The 24,769-nt window shown below is 39.9% G+C and carries 22 protein-coding genes; 14 read left to right on the top strand and 8 right to left on the bottom strand.

All coding sequences use genetic code 11. From position 1 onward, the window contains the following. Position 1 precedes the first annotated feature (1 nt). The 3 genes from AUF14_RS18030 (at position 2) to AUF14_RS18040 (ending at position 2,956) form a co-directional block, all read left to right on the top strand. Positions 2-496 (top strand): Lrp/AsnC family transcriptional regulator, encoded by a 495-nt coding sequence (locus tag AUF14_RS18030; RefSeq protein ID WP_016178777.1) that lies wholly within the window; start codon positions 2-4, stop codon positions 494-496. Further along, on the top strand, positions 493-1,656 hold the full coding sequence (locus AUF14_RS18035; RefSeq protein WP_102866371.1) for an aminotransferase class I/II-fold pyridoxal phosphate-dependent enzyme: 1,164 nt from the start codon (positions 493-495) through the stop codon (positions 1,654-1,656). The genes AUF14_RS18030 and AUF14_RS18035 overlap by 4 nt, the downstream gene beginning before the upstream one ends. 181 nt (positions 1,657-1,837) lie before the next feature. Continuing rightward, a complete protein-coding gene (locus tag AUF14_RS18040; RefSeq protein ID WP_016178775.1) occupies positions 1,838-2,956 on the top strand; it encodes an AI-2E family transporter in 1,119 nt (372 codons plus the stop codon). A gap of 78 nt (positions 2,957-3,034) precedes the next feature. Here the strand turns inward: AUF14_RS18040 and AUF14_RS18045 are convergent, their stop codons facing one another. Further along, complete coding sequence (locus AUF14_RS18045; protein WP_102866372.1) at positions 3,035-4,435, bottom strand: amino acid permease; 1,401 nt, start codon at positions 4,433-4,435, stop codon at positions 3,035-3,037. A 281-nt stretch (positions 4,436-4,716) separates the two neighbouring features. On the opposite strand from AUF14_RS18045, the gene AUF14_RS18050 reads away from it, so the two are divergent. Then, entirely contained in the window at positions 4,717-5,688 is a 972-nt protein-coding gene (locus tag AUF14_RS18050; RefSeq protein ID WP_102866373.1) for a hypothetical protein, read from the top strand. A 19-nt stretch (positions 5,689-5,707) separates the two neighbouring features. On the opposite strand, the gene AUF14_RS23240 is transcribed toward AUF14_RS18050, so the two are convergent. After that, positions 5,708-6,673 carry a response regulator transcription factor gene (locus AUF14_RS23240; RefSeq protein ID WP_016178772.1) on the bottom strand — a complete coding sequence of 322 codons (966 nt, stop codon included), beginning with the start codon at positions 6,671-6,673 and terminating at the stop codon, positions 5,708-5,710. A 271-nt stretch (positions 6,674-6,944) separates the two neighbouring features. Here AUF14_RS23240 and ptcA point away from each other — a divergent pair, with 271 nt between their 5' ends. The 4 genes from ptcA to arcC all read left to right on the top strand — a co-directional run bounded on the left by ptcA (position 6,945) and on the right by arcC (position 11,498). After that, positions 6,945-7,964 carry a putrescine carbamoyltransferase gene (gene ptcA, locus AUF14_RS18060; RefSeq protein ID WP_016178771.1) on the top strand — a complete coding sequence of 340 codons (1,020 nt, stop codon included), beginning with the start codon at positions 6,945-6,947 and terminating at the stop codon, positions 7,962-7,964. Positions 7,965-8,086: 122 nt separating this feature from the next. After that, positions 8,087-9,508 (top strand): APC family permease, encoded by a 1,422-nt coding sequence (locus AUF14_RS18065; protein ID WP_102866374.1) that lies wholly within the window; start codon positions 8,087-8,089, stop codon positions 9,506-9,508. Then, the gene (gene aguA / locus AUF14_RS18070) at positions 9,462-10,559 is read left to right on the top strand and encodes an agmatine deiminase (RefSeq protein ID WP_102866375.1); all 1,098 of its coding nucleotides are present in this window, start codon (positions 9,462-9,464) and stop codon (positions 10,557-10,559) included. Before AUF14_RS18065 ends, aguA begins: the two co-directional genes overlap by 47 nt. Positions 10,560-10,568: 9 nt before the next feature. Further along, positions 10,569-11,498, top strand: coding sequence for a carbamate kinase (gene arcC / locus AUF14_RS18075; RefSeq protein WP_102866376.1), 930 nt, complete (start codon positions 10,569-10,571; stop codon positions 11,496-11,498). 141 nt (positions 11,499-11,639) lie between these two features. Here the strand turns inward: arcC and AUF14_RS18080 are convergent, their stop codons facing one another. After that, complete coding sequence (locus AUF14_RS18080; protein WP_102866377.1) at positions 11,640-12,074, bottom strand: hypothetical protein; 435 nt, start codon at positions 12,072-12,074, stop codon at positions 11,640-11,642. A gap of 49 nt (positions 12,075-12,123) precedes the next feature. Further along, positions 12,124-14,700, bottom strand: a complete 2,577-nt coding sequence (locus AUF14_RS18085) for a transglycosylase domain-containing protein (RefSeq protein ID WP_102866378.1) — start codon at positions 14,698-14,700, stop codon at positions 12,124-12,126. Between the two features lie 324 nt (positions 14,701-15,024). On the opposite strand from AUF14_RS18085, the gene AUF14_RS18090 reads away from it, so the two are divergent. Together AUF14_RS18090 and AUF14_RS18095 are read left to right on the top strand one after the other, a co-directional pair. Next, entirely contained in the window at positions 15,025-15,978 is a 954-nt protein-coding gene (locus AUF14_RS18090) for a hypothetical protein (protein WP_102866379.1), read from the top strand. A 610-nt stretch (positions 15,979-16,588) separates the two neighbouring features. Then, positions 16,589-18,463 carry a fibronectin type III domain-containing protein gene (locus AUF14_RS18095; protein ID WP_102866380.1) on the top strand — a complete coding sequence of 625 codons (1,875 nt, stop codon included), beginning with the start codon at positions 16,589-16,591 and terminating at the stop codon, positions 18,461-18,463. A gap of 145 nt (positions 18,464-18,608) precedes the next feature. On the opposite strand, the gene AUF14_RS18100 is transcribed toward AUF14_RS18095, so the two are convergent. Next, positions 18,609-19,145, bottom strand: coding sequence for a prolyl-tRNA synthetase associated domain-containing protein (locus tag AUF14_RS18100; RefSeq protein WP_016178763.1), 537 nt, complete (start codon positions 19,143-19,145; stop codon positions 18,609-18,611). A 61-nt stretch (positions 19,146-19,206) separates the two neighbouring features. Further along, the gene (locus tag AUF14_RS18105) at positions 19,207-20,667 is read right to left on the bottom strand and encodes a helix-turn-helix domain-containing protein (RefSeq protein WP_102866381.1); all 1,461 of its coding nucleotides are present in this window, start codon (positions 20,665-20,667) and stop codon (positions 19,207-19,209) included. Between the two features lie 385 nt (positions 20,668-21,052). Here AUF14_RS18105 and AUF14_RS18110 point away from each other — a divergent pair, with 385 nt between their 5' ends. Together AUF14_RS18110 and AUF14_RS22610 are read left to right on the top strand one after the other, a co-directional pair. Continuing rightward, complete coding sequence (locus AUF14_RS18110; RefSeq protein WP_048719243.1) at positions 21,053-21,307, top strand: TfoX/Sxy family DNA transformation protein; 255 nt, start codon at positions 21,053-21,055, stop codon at positions 21,305-21,307. A 69-nt stretch (positions 21,308-21,376) separates the two neighbouring features. Next, a complete protein-coding gene (locus AUF14_RS22610; protein WP_164872487.1) occupies positions 21,377-21,547 on the top strand; it encodes a hypothetical protein in 171 nt (56 codons plus the stop codon). Between the two features lie 60 nt (positions 21,548-21,607). On the opposite strand, the gene AUF14_RS18115 is transcribed toward AUF14_RS22610, so the two are convergent. Beyond that, positions 21,608-21,976 (bottom strand): YccF domain-containing protein, encoded by a 369-nt coding sequence (locus AUF14_RS18115; RefSeq protein ID WP_016178760.1) that lies wholly within the window; start codon positions 21,974-21,976, stop codon positions 21,608-21,610. A 141-nt stretch (positions 21,977-22,117) separates the two neighbouring features. Between AUF14_RS18115 and AUF14_RS18120 the strand changes: the two genes are divergently transcribed. Next, on the top strand, positions 22,118-23,047 hold the full coding sequence (locus AUF14_RS18120) for an alpha/beta fold hydrolase (protein WP_102866382.1): 930 nt from the start codon (positions 22,118-22,120) through the stop codon (positions 23,045-23,047). Between the two features lie 36 nt (positions 23,048-23,083). After that, the gene (locus AUF14_RS18125) at positions 23,084-23,728 is read left to right on the top strand and encodes a carbonic anhydrase family protein (RefSeq protein WP_016178758.1); all 645 of its coding nucleotides are present in this window, start codon (positions 23,084-23,086) and stop codon (positions 23,726-23,728) included. 43 nt (positions 23,729-23,771) lie between these two features. Here the strand turns inward: AUF14_RS18125 and AUF14_RS18130 are convergent, their stop codons facing one another. After that, positions 23,772-24,584 carry a Cof-type HAD-IIB family hydrolase gene (locus tag AUF14_RS18130; protein WP_016178757.1) on the bottom strand — a complete coding sequence of 271 codons (813 nt, stop codon included), beginning with the start codon at positions 24,582-24,584 and terminating at the stop codon, positions 23,772-23,774. Positions 24,585-24,769 lie beyond the last annotated feature (185 nt).

The following is a 24,769-nucleotide window of genomic DNA, read 5'->3' on the forward strand; positions in this document are numbered from 1 at the left end:
TATGGAACAAAATAAACGCAAGCAACTATTGAAGCTGATCGAATCCGATTGTCGATTAAGTATTGAAGAATATGCGGTGATGCTAGGCGAAGATGAAGTGATCGTTTCTGCTGAAATCAAACGAATGGAACAAGAAAAAATTATTTGCGGCTATCGGGCTCTGATTGACTGGGATAAGGTGGAGGATGATTGGATCGAAGCTTTGGTTGAGGTCCAAACAATTCCTAAAGGTGAAGAAGGCTATCGCGAGATTGCGGAGCGTGTTCGGAAGTTTCCTGAAGTCAAATCGTTCTTTTTCGTCAGCGGCGGCTTTGACTTTATCTTACTACTGCAAGGACGCAACATCAAAGAAATCTCAAAATTCATTTCTACTAATTTAGCGTCGATTCCTGATGTTTCAGGAACACAGACGCATTTCTTGCTAGACAAATACAAGGAGTGGGGCGTCGACATGTATCAGGATGACTCCGATCCTAGAATTCAGGTGAGCCCATGAGAAATTTTTTAACGAAAAAAATCACGGATATTCAACCCTCTGGTATTCGAAAATTCTTTGACATTGTTTCTGATCAGCCGGATGCGATTTCCCTTGGTGTCGGCGAGCCGGATTTTGATACGCCTTCTCATATGGCTCAAGAAGGGGTTCGTTCGATTCAGGAAGGTCGGACATTTTACACGGCTAACGCGGGACTGATCGAGTTGCGGAAAAAAATCAGCGAGTATTTGCTTTATCGCAACAAGGTTCAATATGATCCGAAAACGGAGGTTGTGGTCACAGTCGGCGGCAGTGAGGCGATTGATATGGCATTGCGGATTTTTGTTGATCCAGGAGATGAGGTCATCATTCCTCAGCCAAGCTTTGTTTGCTACGAACCGATTACCCAGATTGCAGGCGGAAAACCAGTGACGATTGACTTACAGGCTGTGAATCAGTTTATGCTGACGCCAGAAGAGTTAGAGAACGTTATTACTGAGAAAAGCAAGATTTTGATTTTGTCGTATCCTAATAATCCAACGGGAGCAACGATGGATCGCGAAGCGTTGATCAAGATCGCCGATGTTGTGAAGAAGCATGATTTATTAGTCATTACGGATGAAATTTATGCGGAATTGGTTTACGACGAGCCTTTTACTAGTATCGCGGAGCTTCCGGGAATGCGCGAACGGACGATTATTATTAACGGTTTTTCAAAAGGCTTTGCGATGACTGGCTGGCGTCTGGGCTTTATGGCTGGTCCAGAAGTATTTATGGAGCAGCTGTTGAAGCTGCATCAGTATACAATCATGGCAGCGCCGACAGCGAGCCAATATGCGGCATTGGCCGGTTTGAAAAACAATTGGCAGGAAACCGTTGAACCGATGCGCTTGTCTTATGAGGAACGTCGAAATTATCTGCATCATGCGTTGGAAAAGATGGGGCTGCCTTGCTATAAAGCCAAAGGGGCGTTTTATCTCTTTCCGCAGGTTAGTCAATTTGGCTTGAGCAGTGAAGAATTCGCTCTGCGCCTATTAGATGAAGAAAAGCTGGCAGTGGTTCCCGGATCGGCCTTTGGAAAAAGCGGTGAAGGATTCCTGCGGCTATCGTATGCTTATTCGATTTACGAATTAAAAGAAGCAATTCAGCGTCTAGAGCGTTTTGTGATGCGGTTAAAATAAGAGTAAGACTAGGAGCGAAGAATTTCGCTCCTTTTCTAATGTGAATGTTAGCTAAAAGTGATTAAAACGTCGGTTTATCTAAAATTTCTATTTATTTTTAACAAAAGCGTTCTTGCGATTCCTCATAAATGATAAGATGAAGCCATATCCTGGGGGATAAGAATGTTTTAAGGAGGTTTTTATGCTGTCACGTTTCAAACAATCAAAGCTGTTCTTTTGGACTGCCGAGATTGTCTTAACGATTATCGGGATTTATTTTTTATTACAAATGCCGAATATTTTTAAACCAGTCGTGGGAATGGCTTCTGCGATTTTGATGCCGCTATTGATCGCGGGTTTTCTTTACTATATGTTTGATCCGATCGTGGTTTTTCTGGAGGAAAGAGGGGGGCTGCCACGTGTGGTTGGTTTTCTTGTATCCTTTATTGTGATCGCGGCGATTATCGCGCTGATTATGATGAACGCTGTTCCGAAAATGATCGAACAAACCGTTCAGCTTACGCAAAATCTACCTGTTTATGCAGAGGAATCGGGTCGTTGGATTAATGATTTAGCTAGTCGAGATGAATTTAAAAATTTCAATTTGGAAGAACAATTGGCTTCAGCAAACCTGACGATTACTAAACTGATCAACCTTGCGATTGTCAGTGTGACCTCAAGTTTGTCACGAATCGTTGGTTTGGCGATGAAATTCTTTGTTCTCTTGTTCACCGTTCCATTTATTTTGATTTTCATGTTTAAAGACGGGCATAAATTTTTGGATGCTGTGTCACAATTTTTTCCTATCACCATTCGTAAAGAATTACGTCAAACAGTGCGCGAGCTGAATGAAACACTTTCTGCTTATATCAGCAGCACGGTTTTAGATGCCTTTATTATCGGAATCTTAAGCTTTATCGCGATGACTATTTTTAAACAGCCATATAGTTTACTGTTGGCGCTTTTTTGTGGGATCACCAACATCATTCCTTATGTTGGTCCATTCATCGGGGCTGTTCCGGCAGTGATCGTTGGGCTATTCATTTCACCGCTTCAAGCACTGTACATGGGCATATCCGTTCTGGTTATTCAGCAGTTAGATGGGAATTTGATCAAACCGCTATTGTTCGGTAAGTCGTTGAATATTCACCCATTGACGATTATATTAGTTTTAATCGGTGCCGGCAGTGTTGCAGGAATCGTCGGCATGCTGATTTGTATCCCAGTGTATGCGGTGATCAAAACCTTGATCATCAATCTTCACAAAATTTACCAGCTACGCCGCGAAAGTAACTTGTTTAAAGACGGTGGAGAGGGTTAGTAGCAAAGAGAACCATCATCCAAAATGCTGGATGACGGTTCTTTTTTTGATTTTTATAAGATAGCAATAGAAAAATAACTAATTCTGATCTAGATCGTCAGAATGATGCAAAATTTTACCAAATATCGGTTTATTTCGTTCGAATTTGAAATGGTAAATCACTAGAAGACCGATAAACCAAAATGGAGAGAAAAGCAACGCTTCCCGTGTATCCGAGGCAAGTGCCAAAACGAACAGGACAAAGGCTAAGAAAGCAAAAATCAAATAGCTTGAATAAGGAAAGAACGGTAATTTAAAGGTACTTTTGGCTGCCAATTCGGGCTTTGTTTTACGATAGTGCATGTGAGTAAAGACGATCATTCCCCAAATAAAAATAAAGCAAATCGTAGCAATCGAACTGATCATGGTGAAAATATGACTAGGTACGAAAAAATTTAAGAGAACCGCGATAAAAATGATGAGCGTTGAGAATACTAATGCACTACCGGGAACACGATTACGTGTCAGCTTGGTAAAGCGACTAGGCGCGCTACCTTCTTGAGCTAATGAACGGACCATCCGACTGGTACTGTAAATGGCGCTATTACAAGCAGACATGGCGGAGCTTAATACAACTAAATTAACAATAGACGCTGCCGCAGCGATTCCAATCTCAGAAAAGACCTGAACGAAGGGACTTTGGTCTGCTGATAAGCTTGACCAAGGGTAAATCGACATAATCATAAATAATGAGCCTAGATAGAACAAAATGATTCGCAGCGGAATGGTATTAATCGCTTTTGGCAGCACCGATTTGGGATCAGCGGTTTCGCCACCGATCAAACCGACCAGTTCAACCCCGCAAAAGGCAAAAGTCGCCATTTGAAAGGAGAGAATAAAGCCGCTTGCACCTTTTGGAAAGAAGCCGCCGTGATGCCATAAATTTCCAATATCAACGGGACCAGCACTTGTTTTGAAGCCAGTAAAGATCATAAAAGCACCGGCGATAATCAATGCAATGATGGCGACGACTTTGATCAGAGCAAACCAAAATTCCAGTTCACCAAAAAGACCAACAGCAACTAAGTTCAAGCCTAATAGCAGGACTAGGGCAATGACCTCCGGCAGCCATTGAGGGATATGGGGCAACCAGTAGCTCACGTATAGCCCCGTTGCTGTTAGATCAGCCATCGCGATTGCGATCCAGCAAAACCAGTAAGTCCATCCTGTGACAAAGGCAGCCTTTTTCCCTAAGTAGTCAGCGATAAAATCTAAAAATGAATGATAATTTACGTTCGATAGCATCAATTCACCTAAAGCGCGCATGATTAAGAAAATAATGCAGCCGGTGATTGTGTAGGAAAGAAGAATCGAAGGACCAGTTAATTGAATGGTTTTCCCCGAGCCAAGAAAGAGCCCAGTACCGATTGCTCCTCCAATTGAAATCAATTGAACATGCCGATTTTTCAGTCCTCTGTTCAATTCCTCATGTGTTTCCAATAAAATCAGTCCTTTTTTTAAGAATAGTCTGAGTTTATCAAAAATTGTGAAATAGGTTAAAGAATATCCTTTGAAGTAACAAAGCGGCGAGAAGACTCTAATAATTCAAAAATAACAAAAAAGAAAAAGACTTGTTAAAGATTTTGCGTTAAGCTGTGTTTGGAATAGCTAAAATGCTATAATATTAAGAAAATTGTGTATCAACACCAGCTTAGGACTTCAACACGATAGCTGGGTAAGAAAAATTGAACATATAGAAACGAATGAGGGGGAGAACCGGTTTGAACAAAAAGACAATCGGTTGGCTGATTTTAGGACTGGTTGTGTTAGGTGCTGTTGGGTTTGCCGGCTATCATATTTATCAAGAGAATGTTATCCAGTCAGAAAAAGAAAATAAGAAGGAACTAAATGCACGCTTGACTGATCTTTATGAGGATCAAACATCGGGCTATTTCAAAGCGGATATCTCAGCTGAAGCTTTTGATGAGTTAGCAGATGAAGTGAAAAGTCAAAGCGGGGAAAGTCAAACCTTAGAAGATATTGACCAAGCGAAGAAAAATTTTAAACTCCAGGCTGAAATGAATAAGCTTTTTGAAAAGGATGTTCTAAATGGGCTGGATCTATCTGCCCACCCCGTTCTAAAGGCGCCTAGCGAAGAAGATATTAAAGCTTTAAAAGCTGAGCTAGAGGAAAGTAGCGCGAAAGACAAGGAGTGGGGTCAAGACATCAGCATGATCCTAGGCATCGCAGAAACACAATCAAAGGATTTTACCAATGCAGATGCGGATGTGACGAATCTAGTCAATAAAGGCACTAGTTTAACACTGACTGATTATTTAGAAGGCGTAAAAACCTTGGCGATTCTGCCAGATGGCAAGTTCAAGGAGAAACTACTAGAGAAGCTATCACCGGTCAAGGATCAGCTTACCAATGAGAACGCTGGTTTTGCGGCTAAAATTCAGCAAAGCGATACCTCGATGGCAGCGGCAGAAAAGAGCTATCAAGAGCGGCAGGCGAAAGAGTTGGCTGCTCGCAACAAGGAACTGACAGAACTGAAAAAAGAGTTAGCAGAAAAGCAAGCGACCTATGATTCTTATAAAGACATCCTTGATTCCATTGATGACAGTAAGAACGATGAATCCTCGCGAAAAAAATCCGAAGAGGAATCGCGATCACGAGAATCTGATTCTTCCCGCTCATCAAGCTCCTCTAGTTCAAGCTCTAGTTCATCAGAACAGCCAGATGAGGATTAAAAAAAGAGCAACGATTTTTCTAGGAAAAATCGTTGCTCTTTTTTAGGTTCATTTTTTCGTGTGAAGCTGAGCGATACTCTTCAAATAATGGGAAAATCTGTGTTCGTTTCTTAATATCCAGCTTAATGAAAATGTTGTGAACATGGGTTTTAACGGTTCCTAATGAGAGAAAGAGCTGGTCTGCAATTTCTTGATTGGTTCGATGGAATAAAAGCAATTCAAACACTTCGGTTTCTCTTTGCGTGAATTGGTGAGCATGACAAAACTTCTGGATCAACATGGCTTCCTCTTGCTCTTCAGAGTTCACTTCCTCTTGTACATGCCGATCCTTTAAGAAGAAGTGGATCATCAACAGACAGACGACAATGGAGAAAATGTCTTCGGAAATGCTTCGATTGTATATTTTAGTCGTTAAGGAGCTGTATTGATCGACATTAAAAATGACGAAGCTGTCTTCAATAACGATCAGAATACTGAATAGAATGCTGATGATTGATAATTTTTTTAGGTAGCCTTTATTTAGCGCTGGCAGCTCTTTTTTCGTGCCTCGCCAACAATAAAAGCCTAAATAAAAGAGGAAAATTTGGTTTCCTAAATAGTAGAGCCAAACCTTAAAGGCAGAATTTGGCAGTAATGGGATCGAAATCATCCAGACGGCCAAAGCGATCAATAGGGTGTAGTGCAGCGGAGTGAGTTTTTCTTTCCTTAATTCGGCAATAATGGAAACGGAGAAGAAGGCGTTCCCCATAAAAATAATAGTCTTGACTGCCGGCGCGCTCATAAATGCTTGGTCATAGCTTTGCGCAAAGCTATTGATGAACTCTGTCATATAAATAATGATATTATCGAAAATAAAAAAAGCTAGATAGAGACTGATCAACAGGAACACTTTGTTCTTTTCCTTTAAAAAGGAATTTATCGCAAAAGCCATGGTGATGGAATAAAGAATGATCAAAAGGATATTGTAAACAAAGATGGCTATCATATTGAATCCCCTTTCATTTCAGGATCAAAAAACTGTTTTTCAACCTAAGTATAACACTATTTTTTTCTCCTTCGTTCCAAAATACGCTAAACTTTTCCCTAAACTTTTCTAAACCCTTGAAAAATAAAAGGTTTACATCTAAAAATAAACCGCTGGTTGACGCTCATAACGGAAAATGTTAGCGTTTACATCCTTTAGCTTATCGTAAACTCGTACTTTTTCTCCTACAGTAAGGATGCAAAAGCAAACAAATTACTTAGGAGGCGTCAACATGGCAAAAAGAGATTTCATTACAACAGAAAATTACACAAAGGAGGAGATTCAATACATCGTTGATTTATCATTGAAAATCAAAGCTTCTATTAAAAACGGTTTTTATCCGCCATTATTGAAAGATAAAGTGTTAGGCATGATCTTCCAACAATCTTCTACTAGAACTCGCGTTTCATTTGAAACAGCGATGACACAGTTAGGCGGACACGCAGAATATTTGGCGCCAGGACAAATTCAACTAGGCGGACATGAAACAATCGAAGATACCAGTCGTGTATTATCTCGTTTAGTCGATATCTTGATGGCACGGGTTGAACGCCATCACAGTGTGTATGACCTAGCCAACAATGCAACGATTCCAGTTATCAATGGTATGTCTGATTTTAACCACCCAACACAAGAGTTAGGCGACCTTTGTACGATGATTGAACACCTACCTGAAGGCAAGAAAATCGAAGACTGCAAAATTTCCTTCATTGGAGATGCTACACAAGTATGTTTCTCATTAGGTTTAGTCGCAACAAAAATGGGAATGGATTTTGTCCAATTCGGTCCAGAAGGATTCCAATTGAATGACGACCATCGCGCAAGATTGGATAAGATTTGTAAAGAGTCTGGCGGTTCATATACTGTTTCTGATCAAATCGATGTGATTGAAGGCTCTGATTTTGTCTATACAGATGTTTGGTATGGCTTGTATGAAGCAGAATTGTCAGAAGAAGAACGCATGAGCACTTTCTATCCTAAATACCAAGTAAACGATGAGTTAATGAAGCGTGCGGGTGAAAATGCGAAATTTATGCACTGCTTGCCTGCAACACGCGGAGAAGAAGTAACTGATGAAGTGATGGACGGACCAAACTCGATCTGTTTCGATGAAGCAGAAAATCGTTTAACTTCGATTCGCGGCTTGTTGGTGTACTTGATGCACGATTATGCTGATAAGAATCCAATTGATGAAAAGAAAAAAGCAGCAGCAAAAGCAGATTTGGAAGTCTTTTTAGGAAAAGCACTATAGGCCCAAGAGGTGAGGACGGAAATGATCTGCAGCTTTAAGTAAAATTCATCAAGATTATTTCCATTCGGGGATTGAGGCAATCCTCAATCCCTGTTTCCCTTGTACCGGAAAGGAAGAAAACAATGGGAGAAAAGAAGAAAAAATTTAGTTTGATGAGTGCAATCTTATCCGTTATCTGTGTCGTGTTCGTGGCAGAGGCAGCGGCGCCGGTTGCGGCGATCGGAAATTCACAATTTGTTTGGTGGATATTCCTGTTAGCCGCGTTCCTTTTACCGTACGGTTTGATTTCTTCGGAGTTAGGCACGACGTATATTGGTGATGGCGGGATTTATGACTGGGTGACCCAAGCCTTCGGACATCGCTGGGGTTCGCGGGTATCTTGGTATTATTGGATCAATTATCCATTGTGGCTGGCTTCGCTGGCAGTTGTATGTCCAGATTTATTAACGACGATCACAGGAATTGAATTTTCAACAATTCCAGCAATTTTAATTGAATTGGTCTTTATTTGGGTTATTGTTTGGATCAGCTTCTATCCAGTCGCTGACAGTGTATGGATTTTGAATGGCGCAGCTGTAATTAAGATGCTGTTGGCAATCTTGATTGGCGCATTAGGACTTTATACGTTTGCGACAAAAGGCGCAGCTAATGAGTTTACATTATCGTCAATGCTGCCAAGTTTTGACCTGAACAGTTTGTCGTTTATCTCGGTTATCATTTTCAACCTATTAGGTTTCGAAGTTATTTGTACCTTTGCCGATGACATGGAAGATCCGAAGAAACAAATTCCACAATCAATCATCGCTGGTGGTTTGGTGATCGCTGCAATTTATATTTTCTCTGCATTCGGAATTGGTGTCGCAATTCCAACGGATCAAATCAGTACTGGCAGCGGCTTAATGGATAGCTTCAAGCTATTAACAGGTTCTACCGGGGGTTGGTTCATCATCGCGATGGCCTTTCTGTTCCTGCTGACTCTGTTTGGCAACATGATTTCTTGGTCATTAGGAGTAAACAATACGGCTTGTTACGCAGCTGAAAACGGCGATATGCCGAAAATTTTTGCTAAACGTGGCGGAAAAGACGAAATGCCGATTGGTGCAGCGATTATGAATGGGATCGTGGCTTCAGTAGTCGTAGTGATTGCGCCAATTTTGCCAAATCAAGATCTATTCTGGGCCTTCTTCTCATTGAACCTAGTAATGTTCTTGATGTCTTACGTACCTGTATTTCCTGCATTTTACAAATTACGTAAAATCGATCCAGATACACCGCGACCATTCAAGGTTGGCGGAAGCGACGCAGTCTTGAAAGTTTTGGTTGCGTTACCAATGATCATGATTGTCATTTCATTGATCTTTACAGCGTTACCGTTGCAATTTGATGCGGAAACATTGAGCCAACAACTACCGATCACGATCGGAGCTGTCGTCTTCACACTATTTGGTGAAGCGATTATATGGGTGAAAAAAATCAAAAAAGAGGGAGTAATTTATCATGGCGAAGAGAATCGAAAAGACAACACCGAAACAAGACGGGTTTAGAATGCCCGGCGAGTACGAACCACAAGAAAAGGTTTGGATGATTTGGCCTGAGCGTCCAGATAACTGGCGTGACGGTGGGAAGCCAGCACAAGAAGCTTTCACTGAAGTAGCCAAAGCCATCAGCAGATTTACACCGATGAATGTGGTGGTTTCGCAGCAACAGTTCCAAAACTGTCGTCGTCAATTACCAGAAGATATCACGGTTTATGAAATGTCCAATAATGACGCGTGGATTCGCGACTGTGGCCCAAGCTTTGTGATCAACGATAAAGGTGAATTGCGGGCAAATGACTGGGGCTTCAACGCTTGGGGCGGACTGGTTGACGGATTGTATTTTCCTTGGGATCAAGATGATTTAGTCGCTCAAAAAATCTGTGAAATCGAGCATGTCGATTCTTATCGGACAGATGATTTCATTTTAGAAGGCGGTTCTTTCCACGTTGACGGTGAAGGAACGGTTCTAGTAACTGAAATGTGCTTATTAAGTGAAGGACGCAATCCGCATATGAGCAAAGAAGAGATCGAACAAAAATTGTGCGATTACTTGAACTGTGAAAAAGTACTTTGGTTAGGGGATGGTATTGATCCAGAAGAAACGAATGGACACGTGGATGACGTAGCTTGCTTCGTTCGCCCTGGTGAAGTGGCATGTATTTATACAGAAGATAAAAATAGTCCATTTTATGAAGCTGCTCAAGATGCATACAAACGTTTAACAGAAATGACGGACGCAAAAGGACGCAAATTGAAGGTCCATAAAATCTGCTGTCCAATCGAGAACGTCACAATCGACGGCAACTTCAAGATTGATTATGTTGAAGGAACGATGCCGCGTGAGGATGGCGACATCTGTATCGCTTCTTACATGAACTTCTTGATTACCAATAATGGTGTCATCGTGCCGCAATATGGTGACAAGAATGATGCATTAGTTTTAGAACAATTAGAAATGATTTTCCCAGATAAAGAAGTTGTGGGTGTAAATACAGTAGAAATCGTCTACGGCGGCGGAAATATTCATTGTATTACACAGCAACAACCACAAAGATAGGAGCCTGTCATGTCAAAAATCGTTATCGCATTAGGCGGAAACGCATTAGGTAATTCCGCGAATGAGCAATTAACCAAAGCTGAATTAGCAGCGAAATCCATCGCTGATCTGATCACTGCGGGGCACCATGTCGTGATCGCTCACGGCAATGGTCCCCAGGTTGGGAAAATCCGTTTAGCCTTTGAAAAAACCAGTCAAAAGCCAGAGGACACGATGCCGTTTCCAGAATGTACGGCCATGAGTCAAGGCTATATCGGCTATCATTTGCAACAAGCAATTGATGAAGAACTGGTTTCTCGCGGCTTAGGAGATATCCCAGTTGTATCTATGCTGACGCAGGTGGTGGTTGACCCGAAAGATCCGGCATTTTCGAATCCGACCAAACCAATCGGCGGCTATTACAGCGAAGAAGAAGCCAAAAAATTGATGGCTGAAACGGGCGATGTCTACGTTGAAGATGCGGGCCGTGGCTGGCGTCGGGTAGTACCATCACCAAAACCAGTAGATATCTACGAAAAAATCAGCCTACAAACCTTAGTCGACGCGGGGCAAGTCGTGATCGCTTGTGGTGGAGGAGGCATTCCAGTCATTTACGAAGGTACGCGCTATAAAGGCGTCGATGCCGTAATCGATAAGGATTTTGCCGCAGCGAAAATGGCTGCATTGATCGATGCTGATGTCTTCATTATTTTGACAGCTGTTGATCATGTCTTTGTCAACTTCGGCAAACCGGATCAAAAAGCTTTGGAAACAACTTCCGTGGCTGATATGAAACAATATATTAGCGAAGATCAATTCGCTCCAGGAAGTATGTTGCCAAAAGTAGAAGCTGCGATTGACTTCGCCGAATCAAAAGCCGGTCGACGTGCGATCATCGCTTCATTAGAAAAAGCTTCAGAAACACTGGATGGAAATAGCGGAACAACCGTGCAGATGTAAAATAAAAGCCCATCTCTCCTTATGAAAAAAGAGAGATGGGCTTTTTGGATATACAGTTTTACGATATTTTTTAGTAGATTGTAGTTAAAAGAGAAATTGTCATAAGACTTACAAACTTAAATAAAAGTATTCATTCTATGGTTATTCTGTAATCTTAGCTAATAAACTATCCGCATCTCTTTTTATCAAACTTTGCATACTTTCTTTATACTGACTTAAATCCAAAGCTGTCAGCTTTTCCCGAATCATCGGGATTAATTCTGGCTTGGCCTCTGCTAAATAAATCAAATAAGGAATACATTGACGAACAATCGGTGCTTTGGGATCGTCTAGCACAGCCAAAATTTCTGCGAGATGTGTCTCAATGACTTTTTGTGAATCCCAACGCGCATTAATCATAAAAAACTTAAAGGTTCGTCCACGTCCACAGGCTCTTTCAGCGGTCAAAGCAGGAAGGAACAATTCCAAATGTTCTGCGTAAAGCGGTTCAGATAGACACTGTTCTTCCAATTCTTTAAATTTGTTCAAGGCTTCTTTGGTGTCTTTAGCAGTCAAAAGCGCTAATATCGTTTCCATAAAAAAATCCTTTCTAGAGTAAAACAGTCGTCAATGCGACGACTGTTTTTTAATCCTCATCTTTTTCTTTTTCCTGCAACTGTTTTTTCAGATCATTGATTTGTTTATCGAGGTCTTTGCTTTGATTTTTCGTATCATCGATTTGATCTTTTACCGAATTTACTGCTGAATTCCGGGCTTCTTTTTCACGGGCGTATTCGACTTCCTTATTGCGATAAACATTTGTATATTGATCAGACAGCGTTCCGCCGGAGGGTTCGACTTGTTGAACCAAAGCGTATACCTGCTGTGCGTATTGGTCGAAGGTTTGCCAGTTGTCTTGTGTATCTGTCACAATAAGCTCGAACTGACTTAAGGTATTAATCCGTTCAGAGATCAATTGATTACTGAAGGTGGAAGCTTCTTCTACCATCGGTGTATTCAATTTCGCTGTTGTCAATTCATTGGCTTTTTGTTTTGCCAAGGTGTCTATATTGGCTGTTGCCGCCTGCAAGGCATTTTGACGGGCTGCCAGTACTTGTTTTGTTTGACTGGAGCGTGTAACTAATTGGTTGCCGACTTTTTGTACGGAAGAAGGCATCTGAAAATCAACATCTTCTTTGCCGTTATTTAAGAGATCCATCGTTTGCTTGAAGATTTCTTTGGTCGCCTGTCCGACACTGGCATTGTCTTGCGGTTGCGGTGTGTCGTCGCCGGCCCAGACCGCAACGGTATAGTGCGGAGTCGCTCCGACAGTCCATAAATCTTTTGCTTCGTCAGTCGTACCGGTTTTGACTGCCCAAAATTGATTATGTGCTAGGGTCAAGCCTGCCGCTGTTCCATCCGCATTTTCATGAACGGCTTTCATCGTATCAATCGTTAAATAAGCTGCGTCATCGCTGTAAATCTTTTGCTGCGCAATATCATTTTGGGAGAAAATCTCCTGACCATTGTCTTTCCGTTTAATGGTTTGAATATTTAATGGGGCACGATAATTTCCTTGATTTACTAATGTTGCGATCCCACTAGCCATTTCTTGAGTAGTTGCTCCGTAGGTCATCCCGCCGACCGCAATAATCGGATTGTCATCTGCCACATCAAGACCGGTAAATTGCATTTGTGCCAAAGGCTGATAGACGGCTTCCTTCAGTTCATTGCGATTTTCGTCTGCTAGTTTATACGCGACAACGTTTGAGGAAATCGCTAAGGCATTTCTCAGTGTCAGATTCCCTTTAGAACTATTATAAACATTATTTGGGTACGTATTATTTGGCCGATCATCTGAAACGACACTGGTTTCTAGCAAGCCACGCTCATACGCAGGGGCGTAGGAAACTAGGGGTTTGATCGCCGAGCCAGGCTGACGATAGGAAAGAAAGGCACGATTATAATGATTTCCTTCCTCACCGCGGCCACCGATACTAGCAACAACATCGCCTGTTTGATTATCGATGACAGTCATGGCAGCCTGCTTGGTATAGAAATTATTGTCGCCGCTACGATCCTGCCAAGCATTCATCACATTGCTGACAATCCCTTGCAGCTGATCGTGTAAGCCAGTATCGATATTGGTACTGATTTGATAGCCGCCTGAGAGAATCCGTTGATATACCTTATTATAAGCAGAGCTGTATTCCTCGTTATAACGATCTTCTTCTTCTTTGGAGTCAAACTGGTATTGGAAACGGAAATCCTGCTGACCCATCAAAATTTTAGTTGCAGAATCAACTGCTAAGGCAACTTCGTTATTGTCTAATTGATTGTTAAGTGCATTACTGTGAATTTTAGCTTCAAAATCATCTGCAACAGCTTTATCATATTGGTCCTTTGTGATGTAGCCCTGCTGATTCATTTCTTTTAAGATCAATTTGGCTCTTTTCAATGCATTTTTCTTATTGTCAGTAGGATCAAATATACCTGGATTATTTGTAATTCCTACTAATACAGCTTTTTCCAACAGACTGGTGTCATTGATTGATTTACCAAAATAAACCTTTGCTGCCGCATTGATTCCATAAGCGCCATGTCCGAAATAAACGTTATTCAAATAATATTCTAAAATCTGATGTTTGGTAAATTTCTTTTCTAATGATTGTGCCATCACCATTTCTTCAATTTTACGAGAGATTGAGACTTCGGGCGTTAGATAAATATTTTTCACCAATTGCTGAGTGATAGTAGATGCTCCGCGGATTCCGCGCCCTGTCGCAGCATTTATCGCAATGGTCAATAGCCCTTGCGTGTCTACTCCGTGATGCTCATAAAATCGCTTATCTTCAATAGCGATCAACGCCTGAGAGACTAATGGGTCCATCTTGTCATACGTCAGGTAATCCCGTTCTTGCGTTTTTAGTTCCTTGATAACTTGACCATTCTTATCTAAGACGGTTGTTGGATGGTACTGCTTAAAGTCGCTCTCTTGAATAGAGGCTGCATGCTCTTCACCCGCATCAATGGCGGCAGTTACTTCTTTGCCGTATTTTTGAAAGAAGAAGATGGTGCCTGCCACCACCATAAGCAGCATGACGGCCAGAATACTAAGTGAAATCTTAGTGGATTTCGCTAGTTTTCCTCGAGGGGACTTTTTTCGCACTCGTGGTGTTTTCATTTCTTTTTTTCGTTGATGTCGTTCTTGTCTGTTTGCCATATTTGCCTATCCTTATTTCAGTTATTGTATTTATTTCTTCTCTCGGAAAAAATAAGTTTTACGTTCATGCCAAATACCATTCTGCTAGTTATACTTAGCGTTATTTAGTTAATTCATAATCGAATTTACGAATCAGTAAAAGCAGAGCTGGCATCCTGATAAAATCATTTCTTCTAGTGTAATAGAAAATGACGAGAATAACTATGATAATCATATTTTTCCAAGAAAAATTTAGATTATTTCATAAAAATAGGCTGATATTCACTGGAAATACTTGACGCTTGCTTAATTTGTCGCCACAATAAGGAGGAGATGAGGTGACCTATGAATACATCAAAAAAATGGTTGATTTTTTGGGGCGTACTGGCTGCGCTGTTTGTCGGTACCTTCGGCGTCATATTAAGCGGGAATTTTCCGCAATTTACGATTCCTTTCAGTGTTTTTGCTAGTGACGATAAGGGCAAGAAGAAGGAGGAGTTGCCGAAATTAAAGGTATTGGCATTAAGGGATGTCAATGATCAAACATTATTAGATGAACAAATTGAAAAAGTTGATGCGCTAAATAAAGCATTTGCACAGGACAATAATAGCTTTTCCAGCTCTCAAACGATGGCTGACACAATTAAAAAAATCTATGGACCCGCGAAGGATGGAAAGAATATTTTTAATCTCTATCGAAAAATCTATCCGATGGTGAGTTCGCAAGAAAATGGTTTTGTAAGTATCAGTCTGATTGGTTTTGGGCAGCGTCTGATTGACGATGAGCCAATGTCGACCCAGAGACAAATTTGGAGCTTTACCGATACAAATGGAACGCGCCATGATTATACCGTAAGTCTGCGCTTTAATGGAAACGAGTTAGCAGAACTTTCAGCCGAGGACGGCGGTGAGGTGAAATCAGTTATTACTAAAGATGATACCTATCTTGATAAATCTGCTGATTTCGAGACAGCTTGGACGGAAGTTGTTCGTCGTGGAACGGATACACAATTGTATCGAGAAATGAAAAAAGCTGGAATGGACAGCAACCAAACAGAATTTAAAGCACTAGAAAAAAGTATCGAATTGACGGACCCAAGTGGATTTTTCGAACTATTCAAGGACACTAGAGGGGATCTTGCACATGCGTACCTATCTGGTTTCTATCATACAAATACACCGACGGATGGGCAATCTGATTACTATTTCCGCGTACCGACATCTGAAAAAGAGGTTGCAGAATTTGTCGTGGTTTATGATCGTTTGCAGCAAAAAATTGTCTCGATTAACCGTCAGTAGAAAAGTTATCACAAATTCATTTTTTACAAAATAATAATCGTAAGGGAGCTGTGACAAACGTCTTGTCACAGCTTCTTTTTTCCGCATAAATTCTGTTCAAAAATAGCTTTTTAAAAAATAAGCCGAAATTTCACAAAAATTTGAAAAACAACGAGTAGGAACCATTTTTTAGTGGATAAACTCCTTGAGTATCAACAAGATTTCAGGTTTTAAGAGATCTGCTTTACAATTGAATTATTGAAAATATTATAAAATATATGGTATATAGCGAAAATTTTTTATCATAATTCAAAGATTATTTTTGAATTTTGACGGAATATAGATATTTATCACAAATATTGTTATATTCTAACCAACAGGAATAACCCAAAGATTCACAATCTTAGAGGCGGAGAAAATTGAGAGAGCAAATCCTGTTATCGAGCATACCATTTTGGTGTGAGAACTTGATGGGGGGTGGTACATGGGATTTTACTTCTGTTTTTGGCCAAAAACAATCTCCGAAAAATAAATAGACTACTATCTTTCAAGGTAGTAGTCTAAATCGTTAGGGTAAGGTTATTTGTTGTGCATTTTTTGCGCTTGGGTAAGAGCAGAAAAGGAGAGGGAAATGAAAAGAAAAGGATTGATGAAAAAGTTAAAAGGGATCATATCGTTGGTGACGCTTTTGATCATGACGGTATCTTCGTTAGGGGTACCGGCTCAAGTGTTTGCGGCAGATAGTAAGGTTCCTGCAAATTTAACAGCTAAACATGATGATACGCAAAAATGGACAGTGATTCAATTTGACAAAGTAGATAATGCCGAAAGCTACAATATTTATCGTTCAGAATCACAAGATGGGGAATTTAAACGTGTCCAAACATTAAAGAGCGACAAAACATTTACAGCTGTTAATTATATGGATTTAAAGACTAGCGGCACACTTAAGGCTGATTATCTTTATTACTATAAAGTTTCAGCTGTTGTGGATGGTAAGGAACAAGTTGCGACTGCTCCGATCGCCAATCAAGAGGTTGTAACACAAACAAGTGAATCGAAAATGGAAGAAGAGGCACCAACAGCGGCTACTACTGAAGAGACAGCACAAGAATCTTCTGATGTCCAAGCTTATGGAGTAGCAAAACATAACACAGGTTGTGACGGTAAGCATAGTGGGCGCACGTGCAACAACAATGCGGGGAAACATGATGAGTATTGTGACAAAAACCATAGTAAATATCGTAAGTGTAATTCCAACAATTGGAAGCATGACGAGGACTGTGATAAAAAGCACAGCGGAAAAAACTGCAATAAAAATAATTGCAAGCATGACGAATATTGCGATAAAAATCACAACGGCGGAAGTTGCAATGACAATAAATGGTGCCATAAACCAACCTGCGATGAAAAGCACAGTGGGCATAACTGCAATAACAATTGGAAACACCATGAATATTGCGATAAGAAACATAGCGGAAAAGATTGTAATCAAAACAACTACAAAGAAAAATGGGATGCAGTTAAAAATGTTTGTGTGACTGAAACACAACATCACTGGTTGAAGCTTAGCTGGGAGTCAATGGGCAGCAATGCTGAATACAAAATCTTCCGTGCAACCAAGAAATGCAACGATTATCAATCCGGTGATTTTAAAGAAATTGCTACAGTAACAGGAAAAACTACGTATAACGATATCAAGTTGAACCATAACCAAACATATTGCTACAAAGTAATGGTGAAACGTCCGAAAGCTTGTCCATACACGATCGAAACTGTTAACAGCTCAAACATCGGCAAATTTACTGTTTGCGCGACTACATTGAATCCAAACATTAAAGCAGCCGCTGTTTCTGACAAAGCGATCAAAGTAACCTGGACAAATACCAAGAGTGATAATGCTTCAACACGTTACGCAACAGGCTATACATTGTATCGCAGCACAACGAACAATATTAACAATGCGATCGCGATCAATGTTGCTGGCAAACAAGATGGTTCTGAAATGACTTATACAGACAATGGATTGAACCAATGCACGACGTACTATTACTGGGTAAAAGCAAATTACGGTCAATGGAGTAGCTGGGTTAGCCCACAATGGGGACCAAGCTGTGCGACAACACTTAAGAAAAAAGAAATTGGCATCGGATTAAACGGCTGTATCAAGAATGTTTTGAAATGCGGCTGTATTCCAACTCGCTACTACGGTGCGCAAATTTTCTTAGGTACACAAAATCCAAATTCATTAGACTATACGAAAGTTCTTGTTTATCGTAGAACAGCCGGCTGCGGATACAGCTCAGCGTACAAGATAATTGATGTTCGCTATGCGAAATATATGAATGGCGCTTTTGGAAAAGGATACTATCTCGACTACTCGTTGAGTCAAGTTTGCCTATCACGAGGCACTTACTACTTCGCAATTCGAGCAGTTGGTTCTGATTGCGGGAAAGATATCCCCGGACCAATGAAAGAAATTGGTTGTGTGACTGTAAGATGGTAAGCTAACGAGACGTTAGTCAAATTAGGGTTGGGGGTTAAAAAGTGTTTTAAAAAAGAAAGAAACCCGTTTTTGATTCGTTTTCTAAATAGCAAGATCGTCCAAAAAAGTGTTAGGAGAGGGGTCTCCTAACACTTTTTAATGTATTTTAATCGATAAGGATCGCTTCATGTCCTGTATAGGGTAAGAATTTTTCAAACAAATCCGCGGTTTTCAGCTTCATATAATTTGTGATCGACCCAGAGCTGCAGGCATACCATTCACGTTCAGAAACAGATTTATCAAAGACCAATTGGATTTCATGTTCAGGGTCCTTCAATAAGCCAAAAATTGTCGCAGCACCCGGAATAACGCCTAAGCGTTCTTTTAGTAGTTCGGCTGAAGCAAAGGAAACACGGGGAATCTCCAATTTTTTACCAAACTCTTTGGTGACAAATTTGAAATTGGCTGGCGTGATGTACAAATAAAATTTCGTCTTCTTTTGATTGCATAAGAAAATTGTTTTGACAACTTCGACACCCAGACGTTTATCAATATCGATACAATCTTCCATGGTAAGTGCCTCTCCAGTAGCTACCTGATAAAAAGGCATCTCTAACTTTGTCAGTATTTCGTACGTTTTTTCTTCTAATTCAGAACCAAATTCTTTCGGCGGGGTAGTAGACATTTCACTAACGTAAACCATAACGGCCTCCTTTTTGCTTGTGATAAATGTTACAATACCCTTTTTTTAGTGAATACTCAAGCTATAATGATTCTTTTGCTGTATTTTCTAACTCTTTTTTTACAAGTACTTCCAAGACATTTTCAATAGCATTAAAATCAGTTCCGCAAAGATTTGCTCGGATAATCACATATTTCTTATTCTCTAATTGAAGGTCCTTACAACCTGGAGATGTACCAATAATCAGCTGAGCCTCGTTTGGATCTTCAACGAATTTCAGATGGTAACGATTTTTGAAATGCAAATTGATTTTTTCTTGGATAAAAACACTGAAAAGTTCATTATGTTCAGAAAATGCATAAACCGAAATTTCAGGTAAACAATTTTCAAATGAATAGAGCGTCACACAAGTTAAAAATGAAAATATCCGTAATTGACGATGTGCAAATCCGGGTGCGGCTTCAGTGAAATCCTCCCAGAAGGCATCAAATCGACGATAATAATAAGGACACTGTGTTTGCAAATTGTCTAAGGCAAAATTGTTTTTCAAGTGTTCGAGCATTTGATCGTTTAAGCGGAAAAAAACCAACGAAGCGTAATGCTGTTTTAGCTTGCGCGCAATTACTTTTTGTTCGCGAGTGCTTAATGGACGAAAATGACGTGAAAAATAGGTAGTCCAATGAGTAATCACTTGAGTGAAAAAGGGATCATCGACAGTGTTTTTGGGTTGTAGTTCAAAATTATTCAATTGAGAGCTATAAATCGCATAAAGGAAAAACTTCCATTCATGCGTATTCCAAGTTTTTAAGAAAGACGGCTTTTTTGGGTATTTGAATTGATTAAGCCAGTCATTTTCGATTTCATTAAACGAAAGTGTTCCTTTTTTACTTAAGGATTGATTCGTGATTAACAACCAAAAACAGATCATTTCTGAATTGGCTGGATTATTTGTGAGCTTTAAGTATTCTTCAATTTGTCTTGCTAATTGAAGATAGCTTTTAGTATTGAGCCATTCAATTTGAGTGAATTGATAATAAAGACCTCTGACAAAAATGTAGTAGAAGCGACGGATATCAACTTCACGTCCTTTTAAGCTGATTTTAGTCGAGCAGGAGATATAGAGATCATAATCAGTAAGCTCTTGATTGATCTCCTTAATTTTTCGTCGCAATTTTGATTCGCTGATGTTTTTCTCCATACAGAACTGAATAGCGGATATTTTCCGTCTTGCTAGGACTGCCCGGATAATTTCACAGGCGAGATCATGCTGGTACAAATAGCTTATCAATGATTGGAGGTTGGTTGAGGTCCGATCCAATTGGATACCGCGACCATTATCCATGCGAAGTCTTAATGAATAGTCTTTATCGATATAGAGATCTTCGATTATCGATTGCAATTCTTTGCAATTTACTCGGATCGTGCCGAGACTAGCATGACCGATTATTTCTTGTAATTCTTTCATAGAGATCGGCGTTTGCAAAGCATCCAACGTTTCAATGATCTGAATTTTCAACAATGTATTTCTATCCATTCCAAGCATGAACTATCCTCCTATTCTTATTTGATAAAAATTAACCTCGTTGTTTTATATGATAAATTAAAATATCACTTAATACAAATAATAAATTAATAAACGGTGAAAAATAAAGCTTTTTCTCTAAATTTTTTTTTTAAAATCCTCCATTTAAAATAACCTTGATTATTTTTTAACGATAGAAATCATGAATGGAGTTTTTATGTAAATGTTTAGAAAGCTGAGAATCAGGCTTTAGCAAAGTACTCTCCGAAACTTGTGAAAACATGCAAAAATAGCAGCCATAAGACGATCATTTCTTGTAAATAAATGAGTTTTGTTAGTAATTTTTTATGAAAGCTGTCGTTTCCGCTTTCATTCTAAGGTATAATAAATCTAAAAGGAGTCGGCAATGAGAATCTCAGAAATGAAAAATATTGGTGTTGTAAATGAAGAGAAGTTAGCTCAGGTAGGGATTGTTGAACCAGACCAGCTGCGAAAATTGGGTACAGAGGCAGCTTTTTTAAAGATCCGACATCTAGTAGATGATGGCGCTTGTCTGCATCTCTTGTATGGATTGGAAGGAGCGATCCAAGATATTCCTAAAAGAGAGTTAAGTGAGCGAAGAAAAGCTGAGTTACGTGATTTTTTTAAACAGCTAAATTAGATTTGATTGAGCAGGCTTGCTGAATATTCTTTTTCACGTTACACTACAGACAAAAAAGGAAGTGACCTTTTGTATCTGATTGCATTAGTCGTCTTCATCATTTTAGTTGGCGTATATAATGTTTTTCTTAGTCTTTCACGACGAAGAAAAAAGACGATAACGCCATTAATGGTGAATATCCAGGTAACGTTAAATATCGTATTAGTAGTAGCAGGCTTAATCTACTTGATTTTTGGATAAGAAAAAGAGGAAGACGGCTGTCATTCCTCTTTTTTATGGTGTTTGTCAGGGACATATTATTTAACGAGCAGAAACGATTTGTGCGCCAAATGGCATCAAAGCTAGTTGAGCAAGTTTCAATGATTGAGCGGCAAAAGGAATACCGACAATCGTAATACATAAAAATAGGGCGCTGACTAAATGTCCCAAAGCCAAAGGAACGCCTGAAACGATCAACCAAATAATATTGACGATAAAGTTTACTCCAGTCGTGTGGTAAACGATGTCTTTACCAAACGGAGCAAAGCTTAAACTAGCAAATTTGAAGCATTGTAAACCAATTGGGATACCGATGATCGTGATGCACCATAAGATGCCGGCGAGACACCAAGTCAAACCGCCGATCAGTCCACCAAAGATGAACCAGATAATATTTCCTAAGCAAGACATATTTTTTCCCTCCATTTACCAATAGTGTATCATGATTTCAAAAATCTACCTCCAACTTAGGATGGAAATTCGAGAGAAATAGAAGATAAAATCAAATGGCACTAGAAAAGTCATTAGTCGATTTTTAGAAAGGAAATGAACATGTTAGAAAAATTTGAAATACTTTCTGTTGATCAGAAAACAGCAGTGCAAGGCTACCATTGGACCTGTGAGAAGCCGTGGGCGGTACTTCAGCTGACACACGGAATGGCAGAGCATTTAATGCGTTATGAAGTCTTAGCAAAATACTTAAATGAGCGAAACATCGCGGTGATTGGACATGATCATCTTGGTCACGGGGCATCTGTTTCTGCTCCAAAAGGACTTCAGGGCTATTTTCATGATGAAAAGATCAAACATGGATTGGTTCAGGACTTGTATCAGGTAACTCAGTGGGGGAAAAAGCAGTATTCGGGTATTCCTTTTTTTCTTCTAGGACATAGTATGGGTTCATTCGTTGTAAGAAATTATCTATATGAATACGGTGAGGCGATCAATGGGGCAATTCTCGTAGGAACGGGTCAGCAGCCAGCTTGGCTGGCCCGTTTTGGCCAACGTTCAGCAAAACTATTAAGTAAAATTCAAGGAGAAAAGCACCCAAGCAAACTAATTGATCAATTAGCTTTCGGCAATATGAATCGAAAGATTGTCAATAAGCGGACGGATAAGGATTGGCTGTCCAGCCTTTCGGAAGAGGTAGATGCTTACTTAGCTGATCCGAAGTGCGGATTCTTATTTACCTTGAGCGCTTATCACGAATTATTTTCATTGATTATTCGTTCGCAGGAGCCTGAGTTGCTGCAACGTGTGCCGAAAAATCTTCCATTATTGTTCTTATCTGGAAAAGAAGATCCTGTCGGAGAATACGGTAAAGGCGTGATGAAAGCAGCAAAGACTTATCAAGCAGCTGGTGTGAAGCAGGTGACGGTCAAGCTTTATGAAAATGCCCGCCACGAACTGCTAAATGAAGCTCAAAAACTTACAGTTTTTCATGATATTTGCAAATGGATGGAAAAAAATTCTGGAAAATGATATTATTGTAAAAATTTTAGGTAATTGAGGGATTCTATGAAAGCAGAATTTTTGATTGATTATTGCCATCAAGGTGACTGGCAGCCGCAGGGTGGTTTGCGGCAATCACCGATCGACATCCAAACATCTTTGGTCCAAGACAATGATGAGACCCTTGCAACTATACAAGTAAATTTTTCAGATAAGACTGCAACATTTTTTAATAATGGACAAAATCTGCAACTATTGGGAGTGGGTGAAGCGACATTCAATAAGCGCTTATTTCATTTTGTCCAAATGCACTTTCATGCTGATTCCGAGCACCGTATAAATGGAAAAAGTTTTCCGTTGGAAGGCCACTTTCTTTTCCAGTCTCCTAGTGGAGAGGTGGCAGTTATCGGAGTCTTCTATCAGGCTGGAGAATACAATTCTGATTTTGAAAGCATCTTGAACCAGTATGACCAGCAAAAAGGAGAGGGAACTTTTTCTGTTGACGAATTGATTCCCGAAAATAAAAGCTATTATCATTACATTGGCTCTTTAACGACTCCGCCGTTGACTGAAGGCGTAGAATGGTACGTCATGAAGAATGTATTAGAAGTATCCGCTGAACAGCTTCAGCGCTTCATCGATATTCACGGACGAAATAATCGAGAATGTCAGCTGATCAATGAACGTAAAGTATTCAGCTATAACGAATAAAGTCGCTACCAAATTGGTAACGACTTCTTTCGTATGCATATTTTTAAGCTAGATACTCCTTTAAAACAAAGGCAACGCCGGAATCTTGATTTGACTTGGTCAGCTTATCTGCGACTTTTTTTACGGCAGGAGCCGCATTTTCCATCGCGATACTATTTCCGCTGATTTCCAACATTTCTAGATCATTTTCTTGATCACCAAAGGCAATAACCTCTGAGAGCTCCATGGATAAATAATTCGTTAAAAATTTCAGAGCCGCACCTTTATTAACCCCATCAGCCATCACTTCTAACCAATACTTATCAGAGTAAGAACTATTGATCTGTTTCATTTCTAATTGCGAGCGTAGTTTGACCAATTTACTCGTGTCACTATCTGTAAAGGCCAATTTGAAATAGCTGATCGCCTCTTTATCGATTTGTTCCCACAAATCTTCTGCTTTTGATTCCTTTAAGTTAAATTGTGCGTAATAGGGACTGTTGACTTCATTTTTATCCTGTGCAAATGAAATGCGATCATCTTGCGTCGCACGACTAGCGACGACGGTCACACCAGATTTCATGGCAAGAGAGAGGGCTGTTTTTACAGTTTCTGGAATAATTGTATAATTTTTCAATACCTCTTTAATTTCTCCCTGTTCAATTCGTGCTACATACGCACCATTAGAAGCTAAAGTGTAGCCGCTCAAATTTAATTGTGCAAATACTTCCTTGGCAGACTGAATCGATCGGCCTGTAGCCAAGGCGACTGTTCCCCCTTGCTGATCGAATTTTTTTAATGCCCAGGCATTTTCTTCAGGGACATGTCCTTCTTTGTTTAGTAAGGTGCCATCAAGATCTACTGCTACCAATTTCATCTATATCCGTCCTTTTTTAATCATTTAACTTAAGAGTAGACTAATTTTCTGAAAATGAACAATTAAACGCTCAAGAGTTCTCAATTGATTAATAAAAACAATAATTATAATAAAAACTTTAGAAAAAATTAATAATTAGAAAATTAGGCTAAATACTAGGGTTTTAAGTGACTTTTTGAATAAAT

The organism is Enterococcus avium (genome assembly GCF_002891025.1).
In the GTDB taxonomy this organism is placed as follows: Bacteria; Bacillota; Bacilli; order Lactobacillales; family Enterococcaceae; genus Enterococcus_A; species Enterococcus_A avium.

Coding starts and splice junctions, on each gene's coding strand:
- AUF14_RS18035 (WP_102866371.1), top strand. CDS start 493: ATGAGAAATTTTTTAACGAAAAAAATCACGGATATTCAACCCTCTGGT.
- AUF14_RS18120 (WP_102866382.1), top strand. CDS start 22,118: ATGTTAGAAAAATTTGAAATACTTTCTGTTGATCAGAAAACAGCAGTG.
- AUF14_RS18030 (WP_016178777.1), top strand. CDS start 2: ATGGAACAAAATAAACGCAAGCAACTATTGAAGCTGATCGAATCCGAT.
- AUF14_RS18115 (WP_016178760.1), bottom strand. CDS start 21,976: ATGTCTTGCTTAGGAAATATTATCTGGTTCATCTTTGGTGGACTGATC.
- AUF14_RS18080 (WP_102866377.1), bottom strand. CDS start 12,074: ATGGAAACGATATTAGCGCTTTTGACTGCTAAAGACACCAAAGAAGCC.
- AUF14_RS18085 (WP_102866378.1), bottom strand. CDS start 14,700: ATGGCAAACAGACAAGAACGACATCAACGAAAAAAAGAAATGAAAACA.
- AUF14_RS18090 (WP_102866379.1), top strand. CDS start 15,025: ATGAATACATCAAAAAAATGGTTGATTTTTTGGGGCGTACTGGCTGCG.
- AUF14_RS18105 (WP_102866381.1), bottom strand. CDS start 20,667: ATGCTTGGAATGGATAGAAATACATTGTTGAAAATTCAGATCATTGAA.
- AUF14_RS18095 (WP_102866380.1), top strand. CDS start 16,589: ATGAAAAGAAAAGGATTGATGAAAAAGTTAAAAGGGATCATATCGTTG.
- AUF14_RS18065 (WP_102866374.1), top strand. CDS start 8,087: ATGGGAGAAAAGAAGAAAAAATTTAGTTTGATGAGTGCAATCTTATCC.
- AUF14_RS18100 (WP_016178763.1), bottom strand. CDS start 19,145: ATGGTTTACGTTAGTGAAATGTCTACTACCCCGCCGAAAGAATTTGGT.
- AUF14_RS18130 (WP_016178757.1), bottom strand. CDS start 24,584: ATGAAATTGGTAGCAGTAGATCTTGATGGCACCTTACTAAACAAAGAA.
- AUF14_RS23240 (WP_016178772.1), bottom strand. CDS start 6,673: ATGATAGCCATCTTTGTTTACAATATCCTTTTGATCATTCTTTATTCC.
- AUF14_RS18110 (WP_048719243.1), top strand. CDS start 21,053: ATGAGAATCTCAGAAATGAAAAATATTGGTGTTGTAAATGAAGAGAAG.
- ptcA (WP_016178771.1), top strand. CDS start 6,945: ATGGCAAAAAGAGATTTCATTACAACAGAAAATTACACAAAGGAGGAG.
- AUF14_RS18125 (WP_016178758.1), top strand. CDS start 23,084: ATGAAAGCAGAATTTTTGATTGATTATTGCCATCAAGGTGACTGGCAG.
- AUF14_RS18040 (WP_016178775.1), top strand. CDS start 1,838: ATGCTGTCACGTTTCAAACAATCAAAGCTGTTCTTTTGGACTGCCGAG.
- arcC (WP_102866376.1), top strand. CDS start 10,569: ATGTCAAAAATCGTTATCGCATTAGGCGGAAACGCATTAGGTAATTCC.
- aguA (WP_102866375.1), top strand. CDS start 9,462: ATGGCGAAGAGAATCGAAAAGACAACACCGAAACAAGACGGGTTTAGA.